We start from the raw sequence: 22938 nt of genomic DNA on the forward strand, positions 1-22938 counted from the left end.
GCAGGAGGATTCAACTTCGACCCCTGGACTGACACATTCATCCTCGGACTCGACACCACACAACTAAACGGCAAAACACTACCCACAACCGACATCCCCATCACAACAGAACAAGCCACAGTCTCCAGAGGCTAGGCTCGGGATCGTATTAATCGTTATTGGATGAGAGGAAATAATAGATAGGTATTTACAAGAGAAATGCTAGGCATACATAATATAAAGCACATATCAAACGCAAACGTACCATTTAACGTGATGAGTTACAGCAGAAATGCTTAGCCAATTGATGGCATGCCGTTACCTAAGGCTGCATACTAATGCAGGTAGTAGGTCACATTATCCAGGTTTTATATTCGCCTCTTACATCCAGGAGAAAAGAATACGATGAAACGTCTATCCATCGCATTGATTGGCTGTACCGCCTTATTAAGCGCGAGCGGCATAGCTGTTCTTACCTCAGCTTCCCTTCCAGCCTTTGCTAGCAGTAATAAGGCTCCAATGTCTCAACCTCTAGCAGAAATTTCCGCATCTGATCCCAGTATCTACGACGATTATTCCTATGAAGCGCTAGGGCTTCCAGGCGATGGGCATTACGGTCTAGTAGCGGATGATGCTATCTTCTCTGCAAACTATCCGCAGACCCAAAACCTCAGCGAATATTCAAAGGCGTACTCCGAGTTAGGAAAGACGGTATTGCGTCTCCCGGCAGATCATCCGTTAGTCACTGAACTTAGTACTTCAGTACGCACAGCGGCGCCTTCACCCATTGCACACATTGCCGATACGAATGAAATGGCTAACGCCGAAGTGGTGATCAGTGTTTCTCACTATACGCAAGACGAATATGAGAAATCCTTTGCAATCATTGAAAATTTCCTGCAGTCACATCACTACTCAGGCGTCTTTGCTCCTGAACCATTGAGTGACACGATCTATCTCGGGATCGACTTTTCCCAGGTTGATCCCACTACAGTTCCTGCTACACCTGTTCCCATCACTCTTGAGAATAATGGCGTCATATTGGACTACAATGAAGGTCTACGCCAACCATATCTCGGAGGTGCAGCTATCTGGAACTCCGGCGGAAACAGGTGCACCTCAGGAGCGCCCGCTGCTATTGGAAACACTCGTGGCTACTTTACAGCTGGGCACTGTTTCGATAACGGAGCTCGCATTTACGCCCGTAAAGCCTTAGGTGCCGAGTATTTCACTGGTAAAGTCACCCACCACAATCGGAATCTTGGTGTCGATGCGCAATTTATCAGCGGGGTTACATACTCGGGCAGAGTTATCATCGATAACTCTGGAACATCATGGCCTGTAATTGATATGTATCAACCCTCAAGCGGCAAAAATAATCTCTTATGCTTCACTGGATCAAGTTCTGGCGCCGTTTGTTCAAATCATGTCGCTCAAACAAATATTCGTATTTGTTCAGACTATATGTGCAGTCACGGAATGATTGCCCTCACTGGCGGAGCACATTCTGTTGGCGGCGACTCAGGAGGACCCGTCTATGGCAAATTCGGGCAGAGAGTAAAAATCTCTGGATTAATTAGTGGTCATAGCCCTAACGGTGTCTACACCTACGTGCAATCCTGGAGCAGTATCGTCTCCGCTTTCTCAACTCGCTTAATTAGTAATTGATTGGATTTCAAATATGTATCCATTTAAGCTAAGGCAGGTGGCAGCCCTCGCATTTCTGGCTATCACAGGCGGGGGCTTGTTGACCGGCTGTAGCCACAGTGCGCAAGACGCGGAATATAGCGTTCCCATACTTCCAAATTCTACAAAAGCTGGGATAGATATAGCACGATACTTCACGTTAACGCGCATCGATACTGGCAATGGGGAAGCCTGCCCAATTATTAAGGACGATACGTTAATCATCTTCTCAGTTCCGGCAAGAGTCTCACCCGACGGGAAGACTCTCTTCGTCAATGGTCTATCGCTTAAAGCCGGAGACGAATTCCATGTTAGCGTCCTCGAGCCTGTTGGACCTTATGAGTGTGGTGGCAGGACGTATAACAACGCGGTACACAACTCTTTTGGCGATCCCGCTCAATAATAAAACGATAACCGCTGCGACACTATTCAGCCAATATCGGGGCACCCCTTCTCAAAGTGCAAACGAAGACCTATGAATGATTCCTACAAAAACGATCCGCAAACGCCCGAAAACTTCTGACGCGAACAACTCATCAGCGTCTAGCTTCACTACTTGTACCTCAACGAAACATTAAAACTATGGGGTGGGAGCAGATTTCTCTACTCCCACCCCAGTTATCGTCTTAAGATGCGCTACCTCTTAGGAGAAGTTATTAAAACCGTAGCCATATCCCATTGAGGTATCGTACTCATCCACAGCTCCATAGCCGTACATATCGTCGTAGGAGTCCATACCTGTGAAGGTATGCAACTGCTCGTACTCCGAACGTGCAGCCGAGGTCGGTTCCACATGAACGCGACGCAACTGCTCCAAACCAGTACCAGCCGGAATGAGCTTACCGAGAATAACATTCTCTTTCAGACCATCAAGCGGATCAGACTTGGCGTTCAACGCTGCTTCCGTCAAGACGCGAGTCGTCTCCTGGAAGGAAGCCGCCGAAAGCCAGGAATCTGTTGCCAACGAGGCCTTGGTAATACCCATCAGTTCGGGACGCCCCGAAGCCGGGCGACCGCCTTCCGCGATGGCAGCGCGATTAGCCTGCTCGAACTGAGCCACATCCACCAACTCGCCAGGCAGCAGCGTCGTCGATCCAGCTTCCAGAACAGTTACCCGACGCAACATCTGGCGAACGATAACCTCAATGTGCTTATCGTGGATCTCTACGCCCTGTGAACGGTAGACGCCCTGTACCTCACGGACCAAGTGCAACTGCGCAGTACGGCGACCCGAAATACGCAACACCTTCTTCGGATCAACCGAACCTTCAACGAGCTGCTGACCAACCGGAACATGCGATCCTTCCGGAACGAGCAACTTGGCACGCTTGCCGACGAGATACGTCAGATCTTCGTCGCCGTCATCGCGCTTGATAATCAGGCGACGCGAACGCTCCAAATCCTCAATTTCGAGGCGGCCAGCCGCTTCACAAATCGGCGCTTCGCCCTTAGGGGTACGCGCTTCGAAAAGCTCCTGAACACGCGGCAAACCTTGGGTAATATCTTCTGCCGAAGCCGCGCCGCCGGTGTGGAAGGTACGCATCGTTAGCTGAGTACCAGGCTCACCAATCGACTGTGCGGCAACAATTCCGACCGCTTCACCGATATCAACGAGCTTGCCGGTTGCCAGTGAGCGACCATAACAGGACGCACACGTACCAACACGCGAATCACACGTCAGCACCGAACGCACCGAGATCTGGGTGATACCCGCCGCCAACAGCTTCTCCAAAGCGACATCGCCGATATCCGTACCGGCCTCAACGATGACGTTACCTGCCGCGTCAACAGCGTCCTTTGCCAAGGTTCGTGCATATACCGAGGTATCCACATCGAAGGCCCGCTGCGGTGTTGCTTGTGCCCACTGCTCTGCGGTGGCTTCCTTCTGCGTCATATCCGTCGGCACATCATCCACCAAGACTGTGCGGATCTCGTTGCCGTCAGCATCCGTGGCCACGATCGTCTTGGCCAGACCACGGCTTGTTCCACAGTCAGCTTCGCGAACGATGACGTCTTGGGCCACATCCACCAAACGACGAGTCAGATAACCCGAATCGGCGGTACGCAATGCGGTATCAGCCAGACCCTTACGAGCACCGTGGGTTGCGGTGAAGTATTCCAGAGCCGACAAGCCTTCACGGTAGTTCGACTTAATCGGACGCGGAATAATTTCACCCTTCGGATCTGCCACCAGACCACGCATACCGGCAACCTGGCGAATCTGCATCCAGTTACCACGAGCGCCTGAGGAAACCATCTGGTTGATGTTATTGAGAGTATCGAAGTTGTTGCGCATCTCCTGAGCAACCTTGTCGGTGACTTCCGTCCACAACGCAACGAGATCGCGACGACGATCCTCATCACGGATGTTACCTTCTTGGAAATCCTGCTCAATACGGGCAGCTTGAACTTCCGCGGCCTCCAAAATCTCAGCCTTATTCTTCGGGCCGACGACGTCCGACACCGCGATGGTCACGCCGGAGCGCCCGCCCCAGTAGAAGCCAGTTTCCTTCAACGCATCCAAGGAAGCCGCTGCATCAACCTTCGGGTAACGCTCAGCGATCTCGTTGACGACGTTGCCCAAAACCTTCTTATCGACAGTCGAGTTCACATAAGGGAAGGTGCTCGGCAGCGCGTCATTGAACAACGCAATACCTAAAGTGGTATTCAAAATGATCGGATCGCCATCTTCGTAGCCCTCCGGCATCTCAAAATCACGCGGCAACACGATTTCGTCGGCCTTCCACCGGATATTGATAGGCGCATTCAGGTGCAACTGCCCCATATCGTAGGCCATCTGTGCTTCGGCTACCGAGGTAAAGTACCGACCAGCGCCGATCTCGTTTTCTCGGATTGTCGTCAGGTGGTACAAACCAATAATCATATCCTGAGCCGGAACGGTAACCGGGCGCCCATCTGAGGGCTTCAGAATGTTGTTTGCCGAGAGCATGAGGATTCGAGCTTCTGCCTGAGCCTCAACCGAAAGCGGCAAATGCACTGCCATTTGATCGCCGTCGAAGTCAGCATTGAAGGCTGAACAGACCAGCGGGTGCAGGCGGATAGCCTTACCTTCAATAAGCTGCGGTTCAAAAGCCTGGATACCCAGACGGTGCAGGGTTGGCGCACGGTTAAGCAGCACCGGATGTTCCTGAATGACCTCTTCTAGAACGTCAAAAACCTCGTCATGCTGACGCTCAATCAGGCGCTTAGCTGCCTTGATGTTCTTCGCCAGTTCAAGATCAACCAGACGCTTTTGCACGAACGGCTTGAACAGTTCCAATGCCATCGTCTTTGGCAAACCGCACTGATGTAGCTTGAGGGTCGGACCAACGACGATAACCGAACGACCTGAGTAATCAACCCGCTTACCGAGCAGGTTCTGACGGAATCGACCCTGCTTGCCCTTGAGCATATCGGACAGCGACTTCAGGGGGCGATTACCTGCACCCGAAACGGGGCGCCCACGTCGGCCGTTATCAAACAAAGCATCCACTGCTTCTTGGAGCATGCGCTTTTCGTTATTGACCATGATCTCTGGCGCATTGAGATCCAACATGCGCTGCAGACGGTTATTACGGTTAATCACGCGACGGTACAGATCGTTCAAATCCGAGGTCGCAAAACGACCACCATCAAGCTGAACCATCGGGCGCAAATCCGGCGGAATAACTGGAATAGCATCCAGAACCATTGCTTCCGGCGGAGTCTTTGAATGTAAGAACGCATTAACGACCTTGATCCGCTTCAGTGCACGGGTCTTGCGCTGCGCCGTACCATTTTCGATCTGATCGACGAGCAAATCATGCTCAGCCTGCAGATCAAAGGAACGCAACCGGCGTTGAATTGCCTCCGCACCACGCAAAGCAGTGAAGTAATCACCCCAGCGTGCTTCCATTTCACGGTAGCAATCCTCGTCACCCTCAAGATCGCCGACCTTGAGCTTGGTGAACTTATCCCACACTTCATCCAGACGCGCCAGATCGTTTTCGTACTGGGTACGAACTCGGCGGGTATCGGCCTGCGTGCCACGCTTAATGCGGGACTTTGCCGCAGCGTCAGCACCAGATTCTTCGGCTTCAGCCAACGCCTTCTCTTCGGCTTTCATGGCGCGCTCAACGGCGACATCGCGTTCGTTTTCCAGATTGCGTCGCTCTAACTCGTATTCGGCAGTCAGCGTCGGCATATCGTCATGACGGCGCTGCTCATCTACATCGGTCACCATATAAGCGGCGAAGTAAATGACCTTCTCAAGATCTTTTGGTGCAATATCAAGCAAATATCCTAAACGAGAGGGCACTCCCTTGAAATACCAAATATGGGTCACTGGCGCTGCCAGTTCAATATGCCCCATCCGCTCGCGACGGACCTTGGAGCGGGTTACCTCCACGCCGCAGCGCTCACAGACAATGCCCTTGAAACGCGGGCGCTTGTACTTGCCGCAGCCACATTCCCAATCACGGGTCGGGCCAAAGATCTGTTCGCCGAACAGACCGTCACGTTCCGGCTTGAGCGTACGGTAATTAATGGTTTCAGGCTTGGTCACAGTGCCGTGCGACCACTTGCGGATGTCATCGGAGGTGGCAAGTGAGATCGACAGCTGATCGAAAAGATTGACGTCGAGCAAGGTTCCTTCTTCCTCAGTTTTTACGCCTGTTTGGGCTGTGCGTCAGTGGCGACGGGCGCTCGCCGCCACTAGCGCAGTAAGTTAGAAGTCAGCGCCAGATTGTAAGTCTTCCAAGCCGGTGGTAATCCCCGCCGACTGTGGCGACTTGAACGCATCGTCATCAGCATCTTGCAAGGTAATCGCATTGCCGGCTGCGTCGAGAGCCTCGACATTCAAGCACAGCGAACGCATTTCTTGCACGAGAACCTTAAAGGATTCCGGCAAGCCAGGCTCGGGCACATTATCGCCCTTCACCACGGCCTCGTAGACCTTGACGCGACCGACGGTATCGTCCGACTTGATGGTCAGCATTTCCTGGAGGGTGTGCGATGCACCGTATGCCTCCAGGGCCCACACTTCCATCTCACCGAAGCGCTGACCACCGAATTGAGCCTTACCGCCCAGCGGCTGCTGGGTAACCATGGAGTACGGGCCCGTTGAGCGAGCGTGAATCTTATCGTCAACGAGGTGGTGCAACTTCAGCATGTACATGTAGCCCACAGATACCGGCTCCGGGAACGGATCACCAGTACGACCATCAAACAGCCGTGCCTTACCCGTTTCGTCAACCAGACGGTCACCGTCACGGTTTGGCAGCGTGCAACCGAGCAGACCCTTGAGAGCATCGGAGCTGACACCATCGAATACTGGCGTTGCCACCGTGCGATCCTTTTCAGCACGAACCGCATTTTCTGGTAGTCGGGTCGCCCATTCTTCGCCGGCTTCACGCGCAGCCGTGGCGTCCCAGCCTTGCTTAGCAACCCAGCCCAAGTGCAATTCGAATACCTGACCAAGGTTCATACGGGAGGGCACACCGAGCGGATTAAGCACGATATCGACGGGCGTTCCGTCTTCCATAAATGGCATATCTTCGATGGGAAGAATACGCGAAATAACGCCCTTATTACCGTGACGACCAGCCATCTTATCGCCAATAATGATCTTGCGGCGCTGAGCAATATGCACCCGGACCGATTCATTAACGTCAGAGTTGCTATTCTCGCCCTTCTTGTGCGAGAACTCTTTGACGGCGATAACAATACCTGATTGACCGTGCGGCACACGCAGCGAGGTATCGCGAACTTCCTTGGCTTTCTCACCGAAGATTGCCCGCAGCAGGCGCTCTTCTGAGGTCAGCTCCGTTTCGCCCTTTGGCGTGATCTTACCGACGAGGATATCGCCTGCAGCAACTTCTGCACCGACGCGAATAATTCCGCGCTCATCCAAGTGAGCGAGCTGATCTGCGCCGACGTTAGGCAGTTCGCGTGTGATCTCTTCAGCACCGAGCTTCGTCTCGCGTGCGTCAACCTCATGTTCCTCAATGTGGATTGAGGTCAACAGATCTTCGGACTGGCAACGCTGGGAGACGACAATAGCGTCCTCGTAGTTATAGCCAGACCATGCCATGAACGCAACCAGGAGGTTCTGACCCAGGGCTAGTTCGCCACCTTCGGTTGCTGGACCATCGGCCAGCAGCGAGCCCTTCTCCACACGGTCGCCTTCTGAGACGACAACCTTCTGGTTGGTGCAGTTACCCGGATTGGAACGTTCAAACTTCTGCAGTACGTACAGGCGACGGTTTCCGTCATCTTCTTCAACCAAAATGGATTCTGCTTGAACTTCTGCAACGACGCCAGCTTCTTTTGCAACCAGCACATCGCCAGCATCAACAGCCGCACGAGTTTCAATACCCGTACCGACGAGCGGTGCTACTGGCTTAATAAGCGGCACTGCTTGACGCTGCATGTTTGCACCCATCAAGGCGCGGTTTGCATCATCGTGTTCCAGGAACGGAATTGCAGCCGTACCAACAGAAACCATCTGGCGGGCGGAGACGTCCATGTATCCCACTTCGTCAGCAGGAACAAGCGCTGGCTCGCCACCAGGTAGACGGACGAGAATTTCGTCTTCTACGAAGTATCCGTTCTCATCAAGCGGAGCGGAAGCCTGAGCCACGTTGTAGCGATCTTCGTCTGCAGCATCGAGGTAATCGATCTGATCCGTCACTCGACCGTTTTCTACGCGGCGATACGGCGTTTCGATAAAGCCGAAAGAATTAACTCGACCATAGGTTGCCAATGAACCGATCAGACCAATGTTCGGACCTTCCGGAGTCTCAATCGGGCACATACGACCATAGTGCGAGGGGTGAACGTCTCGCACTTCCAGCGATGCACGATCACGTGAAAGACCACCCGGACCAAGAGCCGAGAGGCGACGCTTGTGCGTCAAACCGGCTAGCGGATTGTTTTGGTCCATGAACTGGGAAAGCTGAGAAGTCCCGAAGAATTCCTTAATAGCTGCCACAATCGGGCGAATATTAATCAAGGAAGCCGGCGTAATGGCCTCAACCTCTTGGGTAGTCATTCGTTCGCGAACCATGCGGTCCAGACGAGATAGACCCGTGCGCACCTGGTTTTGGATCAGTTCACCAACTGCGCGAATACGACGATTACCGAAGTGGTCGATATCATCGGTTTCAACCGGAACGGACGTGCCGTCAACTGTGGTCACGACCTCTGCTTCACCGGCTTGCAGTGCCAGCAGGTAACGCAGCGTCGCGTTAATATCAGCTAGCGTCAACTGCCGTTCTGTTGCTTCTTCGGGCAGACCTAGCTTCTTGTTGACCTTGTATCGACCAACCTTTGCCAAATCGTAACGCTTGGGGTTCTTGTAGAAGTTGTAGAGCAGGGTACGACCAGCTTCTGCCGTCGGCGGTTCGCCTGGGCGCAGCTTACGGTACAGATCCTGCAGTGCCTCATCTTGGGTATGGACAGTATCTTTCTCCAGGGTGTTAAGCAGGAGCGGGTAATCTGCGAACTCCTCGCGGATTTCACTTTCCGTCATGCCCAGAGCCTTGAGGAACACCGTCACAGACTGCTTGCGCTTACGATCTACTCGAACACCGACGGATTCGCGGCGGTCGATCTCGAATTCCAGCCACGCACCACGCGAAGGAATAATCTTCGTTGAGTAGATCAGCTTATCCGATCCTTTATCGGCAGCACGCTCGTAATACACACCTGGTGAGCGCACGAGCTGAGAAACGACAACACGCTCAGTACCGTTAATAATGAACGTACCTTGCGGGGTCATTAACGGAAAATCGCCGATGAAAGTCGTCTGCTTCTTGATTTCGCCAGTTTCATAATTTTGGAACTCAGCGGTGACGTACAGATTTGCCGAATACGTCAGATCTTGATCTTTGCACTCAGCAATAGAGTACTTCGGCATTTCTAAACTGGGCTGATATAGCAATAAGCCCATCGTTTCTGCAGTATTTTCAATCGGAGAAATCTCGTCGAATACTTCTTCAAGACCAGATTTTTCACCAGGAGCAGCGTTCTGACGCCATTGCTCCGAACCGATAAGCCAGCCGTAAGAGGAGGTCTGCAAACCAAGCAGATCCGGAACGGGTAACGGCTCATTAATCGTGGCAAAAGACACTCGGTCTGACATCAACTTACCGTCAACCACGGTTGTGTTAAAGGTGCGCGAAGCAGCCAAAGGGTGATCCTTCCCTATGTTCTGATAGGCCGTGCGCGCACATCTCATCAGCACATTTTCTTATTTCTGGCTTATTTCCAAGCTGAAATAACCTTCAACAAGCAGAAAAAGGGTACGGCTGAGAAAAGCCCGCGCAAGTTTCAAATCTACTCGTTAAACATAGCAAAAGCTAGCCCCTACCCTGTGGGAGGGGTCACGACGCGTAAAGTTCACGCGATCCTCGAATCACTTCCGGGCTGTCGCAATGCCACCAAGGTTCCTCGATACACGTGAATATGTGAGAGCAATGCTCTTGGATACGACTTTGACATATCTGCCAGCTGATAGCAAGTAGGCACACCTGATTAGCGTGTATTGGGAAGCACCCACGACCAACCGCCAGATTGCTTACCGTATCTTCAACCATCCCCGAAATTCAGGGCGCACTGGCGCATGCACATCCACGGGATGAAAGATCACGCTGTGCGCATGACCCTAACTGGATCGCGCCTACTGGCGATAATTGCTGGACCGCAGGAGGCAATAGCTGCACATATTACCGTCAGGATTACTGTGGCCAGTGCAAAGTCAAGAGGCACACCCACTGCCCTTACGTGCAGGGTTATATATGTAATGACCGCTCCTGCTAATGCCCCTATGCAGGTTTGAACGCATGCCCGTCCCACAACAAGCACAATGAGGGTGGCACGAGAAATACCTAAGGTTCGCCGACGCCCGAGATCTTTGGCATTAATGAGCACATCGGCAAGAACAACAATAAATATGAAGATTGCGCCAGCGCCTTGAATTATAAGGAGTGAGGTCTTAGCAGAAGCCGCCACATTATCAAGAACAGCTAGATTATTTTCCGCTTGTGTTGAGGCTGATCGAATCGTGACCCCCTCACGAGATCCGATTGCAGATAATGCAGCTTGCTCCATAGCGGGAACGTGAGAAAGAGAATCAGCGACCAGGCGCAGCTGAGTAAAATCATTGTCATCAACGGCAGCCAGGACCATCGTCGATAAATCCGTAACCGGCGGATGAGCTACGAAAGTGCCAACAATTGCCCACTGGCGCCCTGCTGAATCCTCAACATAGCCGTATCCCCCACTTAGCCTCAAACGCTCTAAAGCTTCCGTGCCGACGATTGCCTCCCCTGCATGAGGCATACGCCCGGAGGACAATTCGATAACTGGCGCTCCAGAACTCCATAACTGCGCTAATGCAACCGGATCTGATCCTTGCCCAAGCGCACCATTACGCACATCTACAATAGACCCCAATGCGAGCATACTTTCCAGCGTGGAGATGCTCGAAACTATCTCAACTTCAGCCAAGGAATAATTGTCATTGCTGGGATTCATAACCTGCATCATCCGCGCTTCCGGCATTGCAAGCCGAGCTAGCAGCTCTTCTTCAGTACTGATATTTCGCCCGACGATCGCTACCGTAACGGCCCCCGTCAGTGCAGCAACCGCAGCAACCAAAACCGTCGATACCACCATCGCGCGCACCGATCTGAGGACCTCAGCACAAATCTCTCCGACTCTCACAGTTCCAGCACCTCGTGCGCTGCGTCGGCGACTTCCCCGTCATGAGTCACAATAATGACGGTTCGACCTGCCTGGCTTGCCTCTAATAAAGCCTCAATAACCACCCACGAATTTTTCGAATCGAGATTCCCGGTGGGTTCGTCAGCAAGAATAATGTGCGGATCATTCATCAGTGCCCGACATAGTGCTACCCGCTGCGCTTGCCCTCCAGAGATCTCCCCCGGACGATGATTACCCCGAGCCGTCACCCCAAAATCTCGAAGATATTGTTGTGCTTTTTCCTCAACTTCCGCCCGTTTATAACCAGCATAAAGAGCCGGTTCGATAACCGAATCAAGGATAGTCCTATGGGGATCCAGCGCAGCATCTTGGAAAACAAATCCGATCCGGTTAGAGCGAATCCGCGATCTCTGCCTATCCGGCAAACGCGATACCGGCTCCGCTCCGATTGTGACAACGCCGGATTCTGGGGTCAAAAGTAACCCCAAGATGTAGAGCAGAGTCGATTTTCCTTTTCCAGAATCTCCGACGATTGCCGTCATCTTCCCCGGTGAGAATTCATGACTAAAACCATCAAATAGTACGGGTTCCTTGGGTGCGTATCGGAAGCGCAACTCTTTTACCGCGATCGAATCGAACATCATGAGCCCTCATGCGACGAATTCTCGTCAGGAGAGGATGACTCCGCAGGCGAAGATGGCGTCGCTCCAGATACTTGGACGCGCTGCCCCTCGGCTACGCCCTCCACAACCGCCAGACCATTAGCGATGGTTACCACCTTAACGTCAGTTTCCACGAGGTTTTCTCCGTCAACGACGATAACGTGAGCTTTCCCTTGGGCATCGGTATGGATAGCTGCTAAGGGCACAATCAGACCTGCCGCTTTATTTGAGATGATGACGTCAGTAAACAGCGTAACGTTTTGCCCCGACGGAACAGCCGCACATTCTTGACCACACAATAAACCACCATCTGCAGCCGTCACCGGGATGGCAACATCTTGGGAGGCCCTCGCTTCCCCAGCCACGCCTTCCCAGGTTTTGTCACCAGCATGGACTCGAAGTATCGTCCCCGTAGGAATCAGTTTTGCTTGCGCCTCCGAGGTATGTATAACGAAACTTGGCGAGCCAGAGCTAACTGATAGGAGCTTCTCTCCTCCTTGCATGGAAGCGCCTACGTACAGCACATCAGATTTTGCTACGAGTGATTGACCATTTTCAGCAACGGCGACTAACTCACCAAAAGCCGCTTCTCCAGTCTGTGCCATACCAAGGCTCTTTTGCCAGCTTCGCAGTGCGGCCGCAGTCACCTGCGTAAACGAGGAACTCTCAGGATTAGTTCCATAACCAAGATCCGATAAGCATCGGTTGAGCGCTTGAACGTCGTCTCCAGTGCTACCAACCGTCAAAGCTCGCCAAAATGGCGTCTGGCTCACTACTGCCCGTACTGGTACATCATTAACTTTGTAGAGTATGCCACCTTGTGAAACCGCTGAAAGGTCGCCAATATGCGTGACCGTTCCCGCTATTTGATTGGCAACGAGTGGCACAGTATCGCGTTCCACACTCGTCATTACTGTGATGGTACGCCCCAGCTCCCCTTTCTTCACTTCAACGGTCGAGACTTCCGTTGAGAAACTCTCGCTTTGCGGCGGAACTAAGGTAGTATGCCCTGCCCAAAATGCCACGATAGCAACCAACAACACGCCAATGATAGCGAGACCCTTTTTACGCAAACTCATACCTACCTCACCCCATACATGAATTCATCGGGCGGATAGGCTGGGCAGTGCTCGTCAAGTTCCCACTGGTCAGATAGCGGGAAAGACATCGACGCCGTTGGAGGCCACCAGTCAACACGATCAGGGGTAAAGAATTTCTCGATAAAAAGCTCCTTGGTTGGCTGTTTAGCATTATCAACCGTATATCCAGCATCCGCCATACACGGAGTGTAATACTGCGTCCAATAGTCATAAACCAAAGCAAGCTGATCCTCATTCCAATCCGTCACAAAAGCCGGATCCGGAGGATACAAAGCTGTACATTCATACCATGCAAGATTCAACGCCTCCGTCTGACTATCAGGAACCCCCGGAGAATAGTGAATCCCTCCATTAGGGTCTGATTCAGCCGAAAATCCACGATCTACTAAGCATTGAGCTAAAGATGTGGAAGCCTCTTTTTTCGTCATAGGAAAACGAATAGGCTCAGCAACCTTTGGAGGATTATCCATATCTAACTGTCGAGCAAGTTCTGGCAGATAGGAGCTCAACCATGCACGCTTTCCTTCTTCTGACATCACCGGCAGGGAAACCTTCACAGTTGGCTTCCACTCATGGGGATTCCACTTAGAAAGATCAGCAGCTTTCTTACTAGAAGCCGAAGAAGGAACCTCAGACTCATTAGAACCACCGCCACACGCAACAAGACCAAAAAGCCCCACAACGCCAGCAAACAAAACAATCAGATTTCTCTTCACTGCTACATACCTCCATGCGTGGTTCTTACTATCTTTATTCTTAGCTATTTCTCCACCCTGTTCACAGGCGTACTCGATACCTCATGGGTGTAGATTTGATTTCTCCCTTATCTAAATGAAAGTCAACAAACAGAAAAGGTATATCGCAGCGCGAACGCTATCCAGCCCTTGGTAGAAACTCCTCTTCTTTCGATACAGCGTTACCTCACTCCATACATGAATTCATCCGGTGGATAAGGCGGGCAGTGCTCGACTAATTCCCATTGCTCATCCATCGGAAGAAGACCTGAAAAGTTAGAAGGCCACCAGTTAATACGATCAGGGGTAAAGAATTTCTCGATAAAAAGTTCCTTGGTTGGCTGATTGGAATTATCAACTGTATATCCAGCATCCGCCATACACGGAGTGTAATACTGCGTCCAATAGTCATAAACCAAAGCAAGCTGATCCTCATTCCAATCCGTCACAAAAGCCGGATCCGGAGGATACAAAGCATTACACTCGTACCGCGCGAGATTCAACGCCTCCGTCTGACTATCAGGAACCCCCGGAGAATAATACGTTCCTCCATCAGGACCGGCTTTCGCATTAAACCCATGATCAGTCAGACATGCCGCAATTTCTTCATGATATTCTTTTCTCGATGTCGCAAAACGTATCGGCTCAATTCCTTCAGGGGGATTCGAGATATTATCCGACCTCGCCAGATTTGCAAGATACGACCGTAGCCACTGCCTTTTCTCCGAATCCGACATCACCGGCAGGGAAACCTTCACAGTTGGCTTCCACTCATGGGGATTCCACTTAGAAAGATCAGCAGCTTTCTTACTAGAAGCCGAAGAAGGAACCTCAGACTCATTAGAACCACCGCCACACGCAACAAGACCAAAAAGCCCCACAACGCCAGCAAACACAGCAAGCAGAACCCTCTTCATCATTACAGAACCTTCCTAAGTGGTTTCCATTTTCTTTCCTAACCGATTAAAGCAGGAGCACACAGACCATGCGTGCCTTCCCATGACAGCCAATCCGAGTGAGCCCACCACGGCATGGATCCACCAGATTTAACAAACCCTTGTGCAATATATCGGTCATTATTATCAAAAACGGTTTTCCCAGCGACCTTTAGAGTCATCATTACCAACCGTTGCTGCGTTCCCTGCACACCATTAACAGCACCCGTTGAACCACATGATTGTGTCCCCTCCTTGGTTCCCGCACTTGCCAGAACAGCCGTAACACCAAGAACAGCACAAGCACTGAGTAAAATAATCGCTAACCTTTCATGAGAGACTCCTTTATCTCACATAGCTGATTAATTGTTCACTCAGAATACAGGCGTGGTACACATCACGCAATAGGAAATTGAAAAATCTATCTAATACACAGGATATTGCCGTACATAACAAAGAGCCCTAGGGAATTCTCCCTAGGACTCTCTGAGCTTATTATGCGGCTAAACCGCGATAATTACTTGAGCTCGACGGTCGCGCCAGCGCCTTCCAGCTGCTCCTTGGCCTTCTCAGCGGTTTCCTTGTTAACGCCTTCGAGAACCGGCTTGGGGGCTTCATCAACGAGAGCCTTGGCTTCCTTCAAACCGAGGGAGGTCAAAGCGCGAACTTCCTTGATGACGGCAATCTTGGTGGAGCCAGCCGAAGCGAGGATGACATCGAACTCATCCTTCTCTTCTTCAGCCGCAGCGGCTTCGCCACCGGCAGCAGCCGGAGCAGCAACCGCAACAGGAGCGGCAGCCTCAACGTCGAATTCTTCTTCAAACTTCTTCACGAAGTCGCTCAGCTCAACGAGGGTGAGCTCCTTGAACGCTTCGATAAGCTCTTCAGCAGTGAGCTTGGCCATGTCTGACCTTCCTTCCTTTTGCCTACCTGGCAGGCAATTACCTTAAAACCGAATTATTCAGTAGTTTTTCTTGCCACCACTTAGGCAGCGGTTTCCTGCTTCTCACGCAGGGCGTCAACGGTACGAACCGTCTTCAAGGCGGGTGCCTTAAAGACGAATGCAGCCTTGACCATCGTCGCCTTGAGGGCGCCGGCGGCCTTCGCAAGCAGAACTTCACGCGACTCAAGATCTGCGAGCTGGGAAACACCTGCGGCATCCAACCGCACGCCTTCCATTACACCAGACTTGATAACAAGCTTGTCATTTTCCTTGGCGAAGTTCTTGAATGCCTTAGCTGCGGAAGCGATGTCACCGGTGACGAATGCCAAAGCAGTTGGCCCCTTGAGGTCATCATCAATGCCCTCAATGCCAGCCTCTTTAGCTGCGATACGCGCCAGCGTGTTCTTGGTGACGTGATACCGAACGTCAGTTCCGAGCGAGCGACGCAGAGTCTTCATCTGCTTCACGCTCAAACCGCGGTATTCCGTCAGAAGAACAGCATCCGCTTCACGGAACAGATCCGTAAGCAGCGCGATCTCTGCCGACTTGTCGGTCCGTGCCATGGGACCTCCTTCCGATTAACTTGCCACAGGCTCAAGCAATAAAAAACCTCGCGCACACAGGCACGAGGGCAAAGCGTGAAGATTACACAGAGGCAATCAGCACTGCATATTTCATACCTGCGCGGGCTTCGATTACTCGAACTCAACTCCCAAAGGAGACCTGCGGTCTTGGGCAACAATCACCATATCTTGCTCTTGACCTAATTCTCAAGATAAAAACAGGAAGCGTGCGAGAGATAACAATTGGGGGATGCATAACTGCATCCCCCAATTGTTTCGATTAGTTCCCGCATACGCGGGTCATGCGACTATTCTTCCTCAGCGCGAGCCTTGGTGACATCAACTCGGATGCCCGGACCCATCGTGGTGGAAACCGTCGCCTTGCGCACATAACGCCCCTTTGCCGCAGCCGGCTTCAGGCGCAAAACCTCTTCATGAACCGCGATGTAATTATCCATCAACTGATCCACAGTAAACGAGGTATTGCCGACGATGAAAGCGAGATTTCCATGCTTATCGACACGGAATTCCACGCGGCCGCCCTTAATATCCGAAACAGCCTTCGCCACATCCATCGTCACGGTGCCCGTCTTCGGATTTGGCATCAAACCACGCGGACCAAGAACGCGACCCAAACGGCCAACCTTGCCCATCATATCCGGCGTAGCAACAGCGGCATCGAAATCCGTCCATCCGCCAGCGACCTTCTCAATGAGATCATCATCGCCGACTTCATCCGCTCCGGCTTCCAAGGCTTCCTGGGCACGCGGGCCAGCCGCGAAAACGATCACGCGAGCAGTCTTGCCCGTACCGTGCGGCAAATTGACCGTGCCACGCACCAACTGATCTGCCTTGCGCGGATCAACGCCCAGGCGATACATCACTTCGACGGTGGCATCGAAAGAGGTGATGGAGGTCTTCTTAGCGAGATCCATTGCCTCGCGCGGGGTGTACAGCTCACCTGGCTGAATCAGCTCGGCGGCTTTGCGATACTTCTTTGAGCGCTTTGCCATTCTGCTTTTCTCCTTTGGCAGTCGTGGGAAACGAGCCAGCTCTCGGCCCTACCACGGCGAGTTTCCTCGCTAATTAGATTTCGTCAGTGGTCACGCCCATCGAACGAGCCGTACCCGCAATAATGCGTGCAGCGTTGTCGATGTCGTTGGCGTTCAGATCGGGTTCTTTCGTCTTAGCAATCTCACGCAACTGATCGGCAGTCAGGTGAGCAACTTTCGTCGTATGCGGAACGCTAGAACCTTTCTTGATTCCCGCTGCCTTCTTAATGAGATCAGCAGCCGGCGGAGTCTTGGTGATGAAATCGAACGAGCGATCTTCATAAACCGTAATCTCAACCGGAATAATGTTTCCGCGCATGGATTCCGTTGCCGCGTTGTACGCCTTGCAGAAATCCATAATGTTCACACCATGCTGACCCAAAGCCGGGCCAATCGGTGGTGCAGGGGTTGCGCCTCCAGCATCGATCTGGAGCTTGATCAGCCCTGCAACCTTCTTCTTCGGTGGCATATTTGATCCTTCTTTATTTCTCGTACCCCATCATCATGGCAACAATGATGGGCGCCCTTCATGATTCATCCGTGGACGTCAACCGACGTTGACTGCGCGCGTTGGAGACGTGCGCGTTAATCCATCTTCTGAACCTGGTTGAAGGACAAATCGACCGGGGTTTCCTGGCCGACAAGCGTCATGAGCACGGTGAGCCGCTGGTTCACCGCATCAACCTGTGAAATTGTAGCTGGCATTCCTACCCACGGCTCGGTGGTAAGCGTCACCGTCTCGCCAATCTCGTATTCGGTAACCAGCTCAGGAGCACCTGATTGCACCGGCTTACCAGCTTTAATCGCGGCCGCCGCTGCCTCCTGCTCAACAACAGGGGTGAGCATCTGCACAATCTCTCGCTCGGTTAACGCTACCGGCGATCGACCGTTACCAACAAAACCCGTCACGCCATTGATATCCTGAACAACTCGCCAGGAATCATCCGTCAGTTCCATGCGCACCAAGGTGTATCCCGGCATACGAACGCGCGAGACGAGCTTATTCTTGCCCTTCTTAACCTCGATAGTTTCTTCCATTGGGACTTGAACTTCGAAGATGTAATCTTCCATGTTCATCGTCACACGCCGAAACTCAATATCCTGCTTCACACGATTCTCATACCCAGCGTAGGTATGCAGGACGTACCACTTACCCGGCAAGCCACGAATACGCTGGCGAACCGTCTCTTCCGTGACAACACCATCCTCGGGCGCGTCAGCAACCTGCTCAGGCTCAGCTTGCGGGCGCTCCGCTTCAGGTTCCGCGCGTTCAGCTTCGTCACCATCGAGAAGCTGAGCATCCTCGTGGAACTCATCGAGAGACATTTTCCCTACTTTCTTTGCGTGAGATCGGTTATGAGTTTGTGTGCTAGGAATTAGCTGAAAATCCAGAACATCGCCTGGTTGAACACCAAATCAATGACGTAAACGAAAGCCATCACCACGGCGACAAAGAATACGACGGTCAAGAAGAGCTGCCACAGTTCCGCGCGGGTGGGGCGCTGAACCTTCTTGAACTCGCCAAGCACTTGCTTGAAGAAGATGACAATGCGCTGCCACAGGCTCTTATCCTTGCTGGCCTTTACTTTCGGCGCACGCGCTTCAGATGCTGCTTGACTCACCAGATCATCCTTCCGATTCGTATGTAGAAAACGGCCCGAATCGGGCCGCCTTCATCGCAGGGCAGGAGGGACTCGAACCCACAACCGCCGGTTTTGGAGACCGGTGCGCTACCAATTGCGCCACTACCCTAGAGCAAACGCCACGCCTCTATTATGCCTGAGGGCAACGCGATATTGCCAATACCGCTCAGCAACTCGAATAAGTTTAGCGATATCGCAGCATGACTGCCACATCAGGGTGGGAAACATCATGTAATTCTGACCACTTAGCTGCGCATTTCTTTTCTTTTAGCTGCATACGAATATGTCCTAATCAACACCAATCATCCAAAAATACTTTCTAAACTCTCAGCTTCATGGGACGATGCAGATATGACCAATCAAACATCCACGCGCGTTTCTCAGCGCCTTGCCGCCTTGCAACCCTCTGCCACTCTTGCCGTTGATGCCAAAGCGAAGGCCCTAAAAGCCGCAGGCGAACCCGTCATCGGCTTCGGCGCAGGAGAGCCCGACTTCCCCACTCCAGCTCATATCGTCGATGCGGCCGTTGCCGCCGCCCGTGATCCCAAAAATCACAAGTACACTTTGGCGAAAGGGCTAGCCGAGCTGCGCCAAGCGATCTCCGATAAGACTTTTGCCGACGCTGGATACCGCGTTGATCCTGAAGATATCATCGTCACTAATGGTGGCAAACAAGCCGTATATCAGGCGTGCGTAGCCTTGATTGATCCGGACGATGAAGTCATTATCCCTGCCCCATACTGGACGACCTACCCTGAGGTTGTTCGCCTATGCGCAGGGACGCCCGTCGAAGTGTTCTCCGGGGCAGAACATGACTATAAAATCACGGTTGACCAGCTCGAAGCCGCCCGTACTCCGCGCACGAAAGCCCTCATTTTGTGCTCCCCTTCCAATCCCACCGGATCGGTTTACAGCGCCGAAGAAGTAACAGCCATCGGCAAATGGGCATTAGAAACCGGCGTATGGGTTATCACCGATGAGATCTATCAGCATCTTATTTACGACGGGGAAATGAGCTACCTCCTCGCCCGCGTTCCCGAGTTGCGAGATCAAACCATTGTGGTCAACGGTGTCGCTAAAACCTATGCAATGACTGGCTGGCGTGTGGGCTGGATGCATGGCCCCAGCGACGTAATGAAGAAAGTAGCAAACTTTGAATCGCATATTACGTCCAACGTTGCCAACGTCTCGCAACGTGCCGCTATTGCCGCGCTGACTGGGGATCAATCCGTCGTCGAAGAAATGAAAGTCGCTTTCGATCGGCGACGAAAAACCCTTGTTTCCATGTTGCGCGAGATTACCGGATTCACCGTTCCCACCCCGCGCGGGGCGTTCTACGTCTTTGCCCATGTTGGAGATCTCCTCGGGCGGGAAATCCGAGGGCGCCAGATCCAGACCTCAGCTGAACTTGCCGAACTCATCCTCGATGAGGCGCAAGTTGCCGTCGTGCCGGGAGAAGCATTCGGCGCACCAGAACATCTGCGTTTCTCCTACGCTCTCGGCGACGATGACCTCGTGACAGGAGCACAGCGCCTACAAGAGCTGTTCCGCACTGTTTAACAGCCCATTACTCATCTAGGTATCGCGTCACGGCATTGCTGTGGCGCGATACTTTTTCACGCGATCCGCTCATCATTACATTATTTCTTGACAAAGATCGCCGCTGGCATACTACTACCCTGCTACTCGACCGGCCCATCCCAGCCCAGGTTTCTCACCTGCCCTAGGCTAATGTGGCTCTTCTACGCCGATACATCTTCTAGTAACACAAAAACCGCACAATTAACGGCCTCATTACATTCACCGAGCATTATGGGGACAGGTACGCCACCCAGAATCCTCTTTGATCGCCGCTCATTCACAGTAGCGAATCCACTTTTCTGCAATATCGAGGCATTGGCGCATCTGTGAGCGCCATGCGCTGCCCGCTCGTTCTCGACTCGACGCAGCCAGCGATAGCACGACCCCAGCACACGACGCTGCCAGAATTTCCGTTCCAACGTGCTGCCCGGCCAGCACAAAAAGCTCCTGGCAAAGTTTCCTAGTATGGCTATATTGCGGATTGAGCATTGGCAAGACGGATAGATGCCCCAACAAGCAGGCCCAATCGTCTACCCGATACCCAGGACCGCACATATCCAGATCCACCAGCCCAGCTACTTGCCAACTCAATGGGTCAAGAAAAATATTGGCCTCATAAAAATCACCGTGCGTAGGGCAGAGCATAGCTGGATCAAGATGCTGACGAATACGGCGAATATATTGCACTATCGACCGGCAGCGCGCACTCTCGTGCGGGAGAGCATGCAGACATAGGCGGGCATAATGCCCGCAGCGCGCACTCCAGGACGCGCGCTGCGGAAACGACATCAACTCCTGCGGCAACCCATCTAAAGTCAGATTTAGAGCAGAAAACAGCTCTTCGGCTAGCTTTTTGCTCTCATTTACCCCAATCTTGGTGTAGCGCTTATGCAGGACCTGACCAGCCACTTCTTTCGCAACAATCAATCCTGCCGGATCGACATGCACGATCTGCGGGCACCCGACCCCACCCTGTGCAATAATCCGAGTTCGCTCCACTACCTCGTCGGTTTCCTCAGGACGTATAACTTTAATGAAGAACGAATTACCTGAATGTGCCCCACCGTGCGACCCACCATTTTTTCCTATCACCCCGAGGCGATTACTGCGCGCAGGCTCACGACCCTCACACCGCAATACGGCGCGGCACATCGGACGATAGCTCAACAGCTCGCTGTACGTCGGTGCGCCCAATAATGCCGAAAGCCACTGCGGATCACATGCCCGCGCTAAGGCAGGAAGTAACGGATCATCTGGGAATACCCACACATAGAATCTGTGTTTCCCGCTGACTATCCGCACCGTTCGCTGCGCCAAAGATCCCGTTGCTATCTCAGCTAGCTCGCCATCCAGACGAGAGCAGCCAGCACCCCCGGGAACACGCGGAAAAAACTCACCGGAAGAAACCACCACATACACATCGTCACGCTGACGATACTCCGCTGGCGTTCCCCGATAGCGCAACTCATCCCACACCACGTTATAGCCCACGCTCACCCCCGCTCCAGGGTGATGGTGAATCGTGTGGACCTGCCAAGATCGGATAATGGCACGCTCAGCAAACGCACAGGCCAGCATGTGACCAGCGGCGCTGCTCGTCAGCAACGCCATCTGCTCATGGGCTACCCTCAGAGCACGCTCCCACTGTAAACGCCGCTCTTCGCGCTCTCCTGCGTTGCTCATCATCCCGTTACAAAACACCTTCCATGACATCCTGCTAGCGCTCGTTCTTACTGGTAGCTCACAGCGTGTATAACTCGTCATTTTCATAACTCAACTTCCAACAGTATGCACGCTCTAACCTACATACGCCTATCAGTCCCCGCACTATAACGAGATATACGCATGAGCCCTCCCTGTACTGACACAAACAGCGTCAACTTATTGGCTCACCACGGCATTATCCGCCAGCTTGCACCGCACAATAACGTCGTAGTCATTATTTCTTCTAACACGCCTCCTATATATGAGGGGGGGGCAGTACCGACGGAGGGATAACACAATGAATACCGGCAGTACCCCAATCCTCTCAAGGCTCATCGACACTATCTCACTCACTATGAGCTGGCCTCTGCTTCATTTCTCTTTTTTTCCCCCCCCAGGAAATCAGAGCACTCTAGCCGATCTTGTGGCGTTGTGAACATGCTTTAGTTACCTCACGGGTTAACCGAAGCAGATCGGTGCGAAACTTCTCTGTCCTCCCCGCTGTTATCCCTGCGGGGAGCTGTTCTGCTTGTTCGGGAGAAAGAACGGGATTAGTGAAGAAAGAACCAAGAGAATAGGTATCACGATCAGAATCATCAAGAACCATCCCCTTACTCCGACGCAACTCCAAAACCGCAGCACGCACCTCAG

17 protein-coding genes, 1 tRNA gene and 1 pseudogene are annotated in these 22938 nt (G+C 52.5%); 3 read left to right on the forward strand and 16 right to left on the reverse strand.

The annotated features are described in order from the left end of the window. Positions 1 to 384: 384 nt before the first annotated feature. Together ACLHIL_RS08425 and ACLHIL_RS08430 are read left to right on the forward strand one after the other, a co-directional pair. Positions 385 to 1647, forward strand: a complete 1263-nt coding sequence (locus ACLHIL_RS08425) for a hypothetical protein (protein ID WP_411297520.1) — start codon at positions 385 to 387, stop codon at positions 1645 to 1647. A gap of 37 nt (positions 1648 to 1684) precedes the next feature. After that, a complete protein-coding gene (locus tag ACLHIL_RS08430; protein ID WP_411297521.1) occupies positions 1685 to 2068 on the forward strand; it encodes a hypothetical protein in 384 nt (127 codons plus the stop codon). A 240-nt stretch (positions 2069 to 2308) separates the two neighbouring features. Here ACLHIL_RS08430 and rpoC read toward each other — a convergent pair whose 3' ends face one another. The 14 genes from rpoC to ACLHIL_RS08500 form a co-directional block, all read right to left on the reverse strand. Continuing rightward, positions 2309 to 6289: a DNA-directed RNA polymerase subunit beta' gene (rpoC, locus tag ACLHIL_RS08435; RefSeq protein WP_411297522.1), complete on the reverse strand. Its 3981-nt coding sequence runs from the start codon at positions 6287 to 6289 to the stop codon at positions 2309 to 2311. A gap of 81 nt (positions 6290 to 6370) precedes the next feature. Further along, positions 6371 to 9835, reverse strand: a complete 3465-nt coding sequence (locus tag ACLHIL_RS08440) for a DNA-directed RNA polymerase subunit beta (RefSeq protein WP_411297523.1) — start codon at positions 9833 to 9835, stop codon at positions 6371 to 6373. A gap of 455 nt (positions 9836 to 10290) precedes the next feature. Further along, positions 10291 to 11370 carry a hypothetical protein gene (locus tag ACLHIL_RS08445; protein WP_411297524.1) on the reverse strand — a complete coding sequence of 360 codons (1080 nt, stop codon included), beginning with the start codon at positions 11368 to 11370 and terminating at the stop codon, positions 10291 to 10293. Then, on the reverse strand, positions 11367 to 12014 hold the full coding sequence (locus ACLHIL_RS08450) for an ABC transporter ATP-binding protein (RefSeq protein WP_411297525.1): 648 nt from the start codon (positions 12012 to 12014) through the stop codon (positions 11367 to 11369). The genes ACLHIL_RS08445 and ACLHIL_RS08450 overlap by 4 nt, the downstream gene beginning before the upstream one ends. Then, positions 12011 to 13111, reverse strand: a complete 1101-nt coding sequence (locus ACLHIL_RS08455) for a peptidoglycan-binding domain-containing protein (protein WP_411297526.1) — start codon at positions 13109 to 13111, stop codon at positions 12011 to 12013. The genes ACLHIL_RS08450 and ACLHIL_RS08455 overlap by 4 nt, the downstream gene beginning before the upstream one ends. Positions 13112 to 13113: 2 nt before the next feature. Further along, on the reverse strand, positions 13114 to 13848 hold the full coding sequence (locus ACLHIL_RS08460) for a hypothetical protein (RefSeq protein WP_411297527.1): 735 nt from the start codon (positions 13846 to 13848) through the stop codon (positions 13114 to 13116). A gap of 200 nt (positions 13849 to 14048) precedes the next feature. Then, on the reverse strand, positions 14049 to 14786 hold the full coding sequence (locus ACLHIL_RS08465) for a hypothetical protein (protein WP_411297528.1): 738 nt from the start codon (positions 14784 to 14786) through the stop codon (positions 14049 to 14051). Positions 14787 to 15318: 532 nt separating this feature from the next. Then, entirely contained in the window at positions 15319 to 15705 is a 387-nt protein-coding gene (gene rplL / locus ACLHIL_RS08470; RefSeq protein WP_411297529.1) for a 50S ribosomal protein L7/L12, read from the reverse strand. Between the two features lie 80 nt (positions 15706 to 15785). Next, a complete protein-coding gene (gene rplJ, locus ACLHIL_RS08475; RefSeq protein ID WP_411297530.1) occupies positions 15786 to 16307 on the reverse strand; it encodes a 50S ribosomal protein L10 in 522 nt (173 codons plus the stop codon). A gap of 308 nt (positions 16308 to 16615) precedes the next feature. Further along, positions 16616 to 17320, reverse strand: a complete 705-nt coding sequence (gene rplA, locus ACLHIL_RS08480) for a 50S ribosomal protein L1 (protein WP_411297531.1) — start codon at positions 17318 to 17320, stop codon at positions 16616 to 16618. Between the two features lie 73 nt (positions 17321 to 17393). Continuing rightward, on the reverse strand, positions 17394 to 17828 hold the full coding sequence (rplK, locus tag ACLHIL_RS08485) for a 50S ribosomal protein L11 (protein ID WP_411297532.1): 435 nt from the start codon (positions 17826 to 17828) through the stop codon (positions 17394 to 17396). A gap of 116 nt (positions 17829 to 17944) precedes the next feature. Continuing rightward, a complete protein-coding gene (nusG, locus tag ACLHIL_RS08490; RefSeq protein ID WP_411297533.1) occupies positions 17945 to 18685 on the reverse strand; it encodes a transcription termination/antitermination protein NusG in 741 nt (246 codons plus the stop codon). A gap of 50 nt (positions 18686 to 18735) precedes the next feature. Beyond that, entirely contained in the window at positions 18736 to 18981 is a 246-nt protein-coding gene (secE, locus tag ACLHIL_RS08495) for a preprotein translocase subunit SecE (protein WP_411297534.1), read from the reverse strand. 57 nt (positions 18982 to 19038) lie between these two features. Then, positions 19039 to 19111, reverse strand: a tRNA-Trp gene (locus tag ACLHIL_RS08500). Between the two features lie 242 nt (positions 19112 to 19353). Between ACLHIL_RS08500 and ACLHIL_RS08505 the strand changes: the two genes are divergently transcribed. Further along, the gene (locus tag ACLHIL_RS08505; protein WP_411297535.1) at positions 19354 to 20562 is read left to right on the forward strand and encodes a pyridoxal phosphate-dependent aminotransferase; all 1209 of its coding nucleotides are present in this window, start codon (positions 19354 to 19356) and stop codon (positions 20560 to 20562) included. Positions 20563 to 20856: 294 nt separating this feature from the next. Here the strand turns inward: ACLHIL_RS08505 and ACLHIL_RS08510 are convergent, their stop codons facing one another. Both ACLHIL_RS08510 and ACLHIL_RS08515 read right to left on the reverse strand, forming a co-directional pair. Continuing rightward, entirely contained in the window at positions 20857 to 22296 is a 1440-nt protein-coding gene (locus ACLHIL_RS08510) for a phosphotransferase (protein WP_411297536.1), read from the reverse strand. A 403-nt stretch (positions 22297 to 22699) separates the two neighbouring features. Then, positions 22700 to 22938 (reverse strand): annotated as a pseudogene (locus tag ACLHIL_RS08515) (hypothetical protein); the annotation flags it as partial.

This window comes from Trueperella sp. LYQ143, assembly GCF_046599595.1.
Taxonomy (GTDB): Bacteria; Actinomycetota; Actinomycetes; order Actinomycetales; family Actinomycetaceae; genus Trueperella.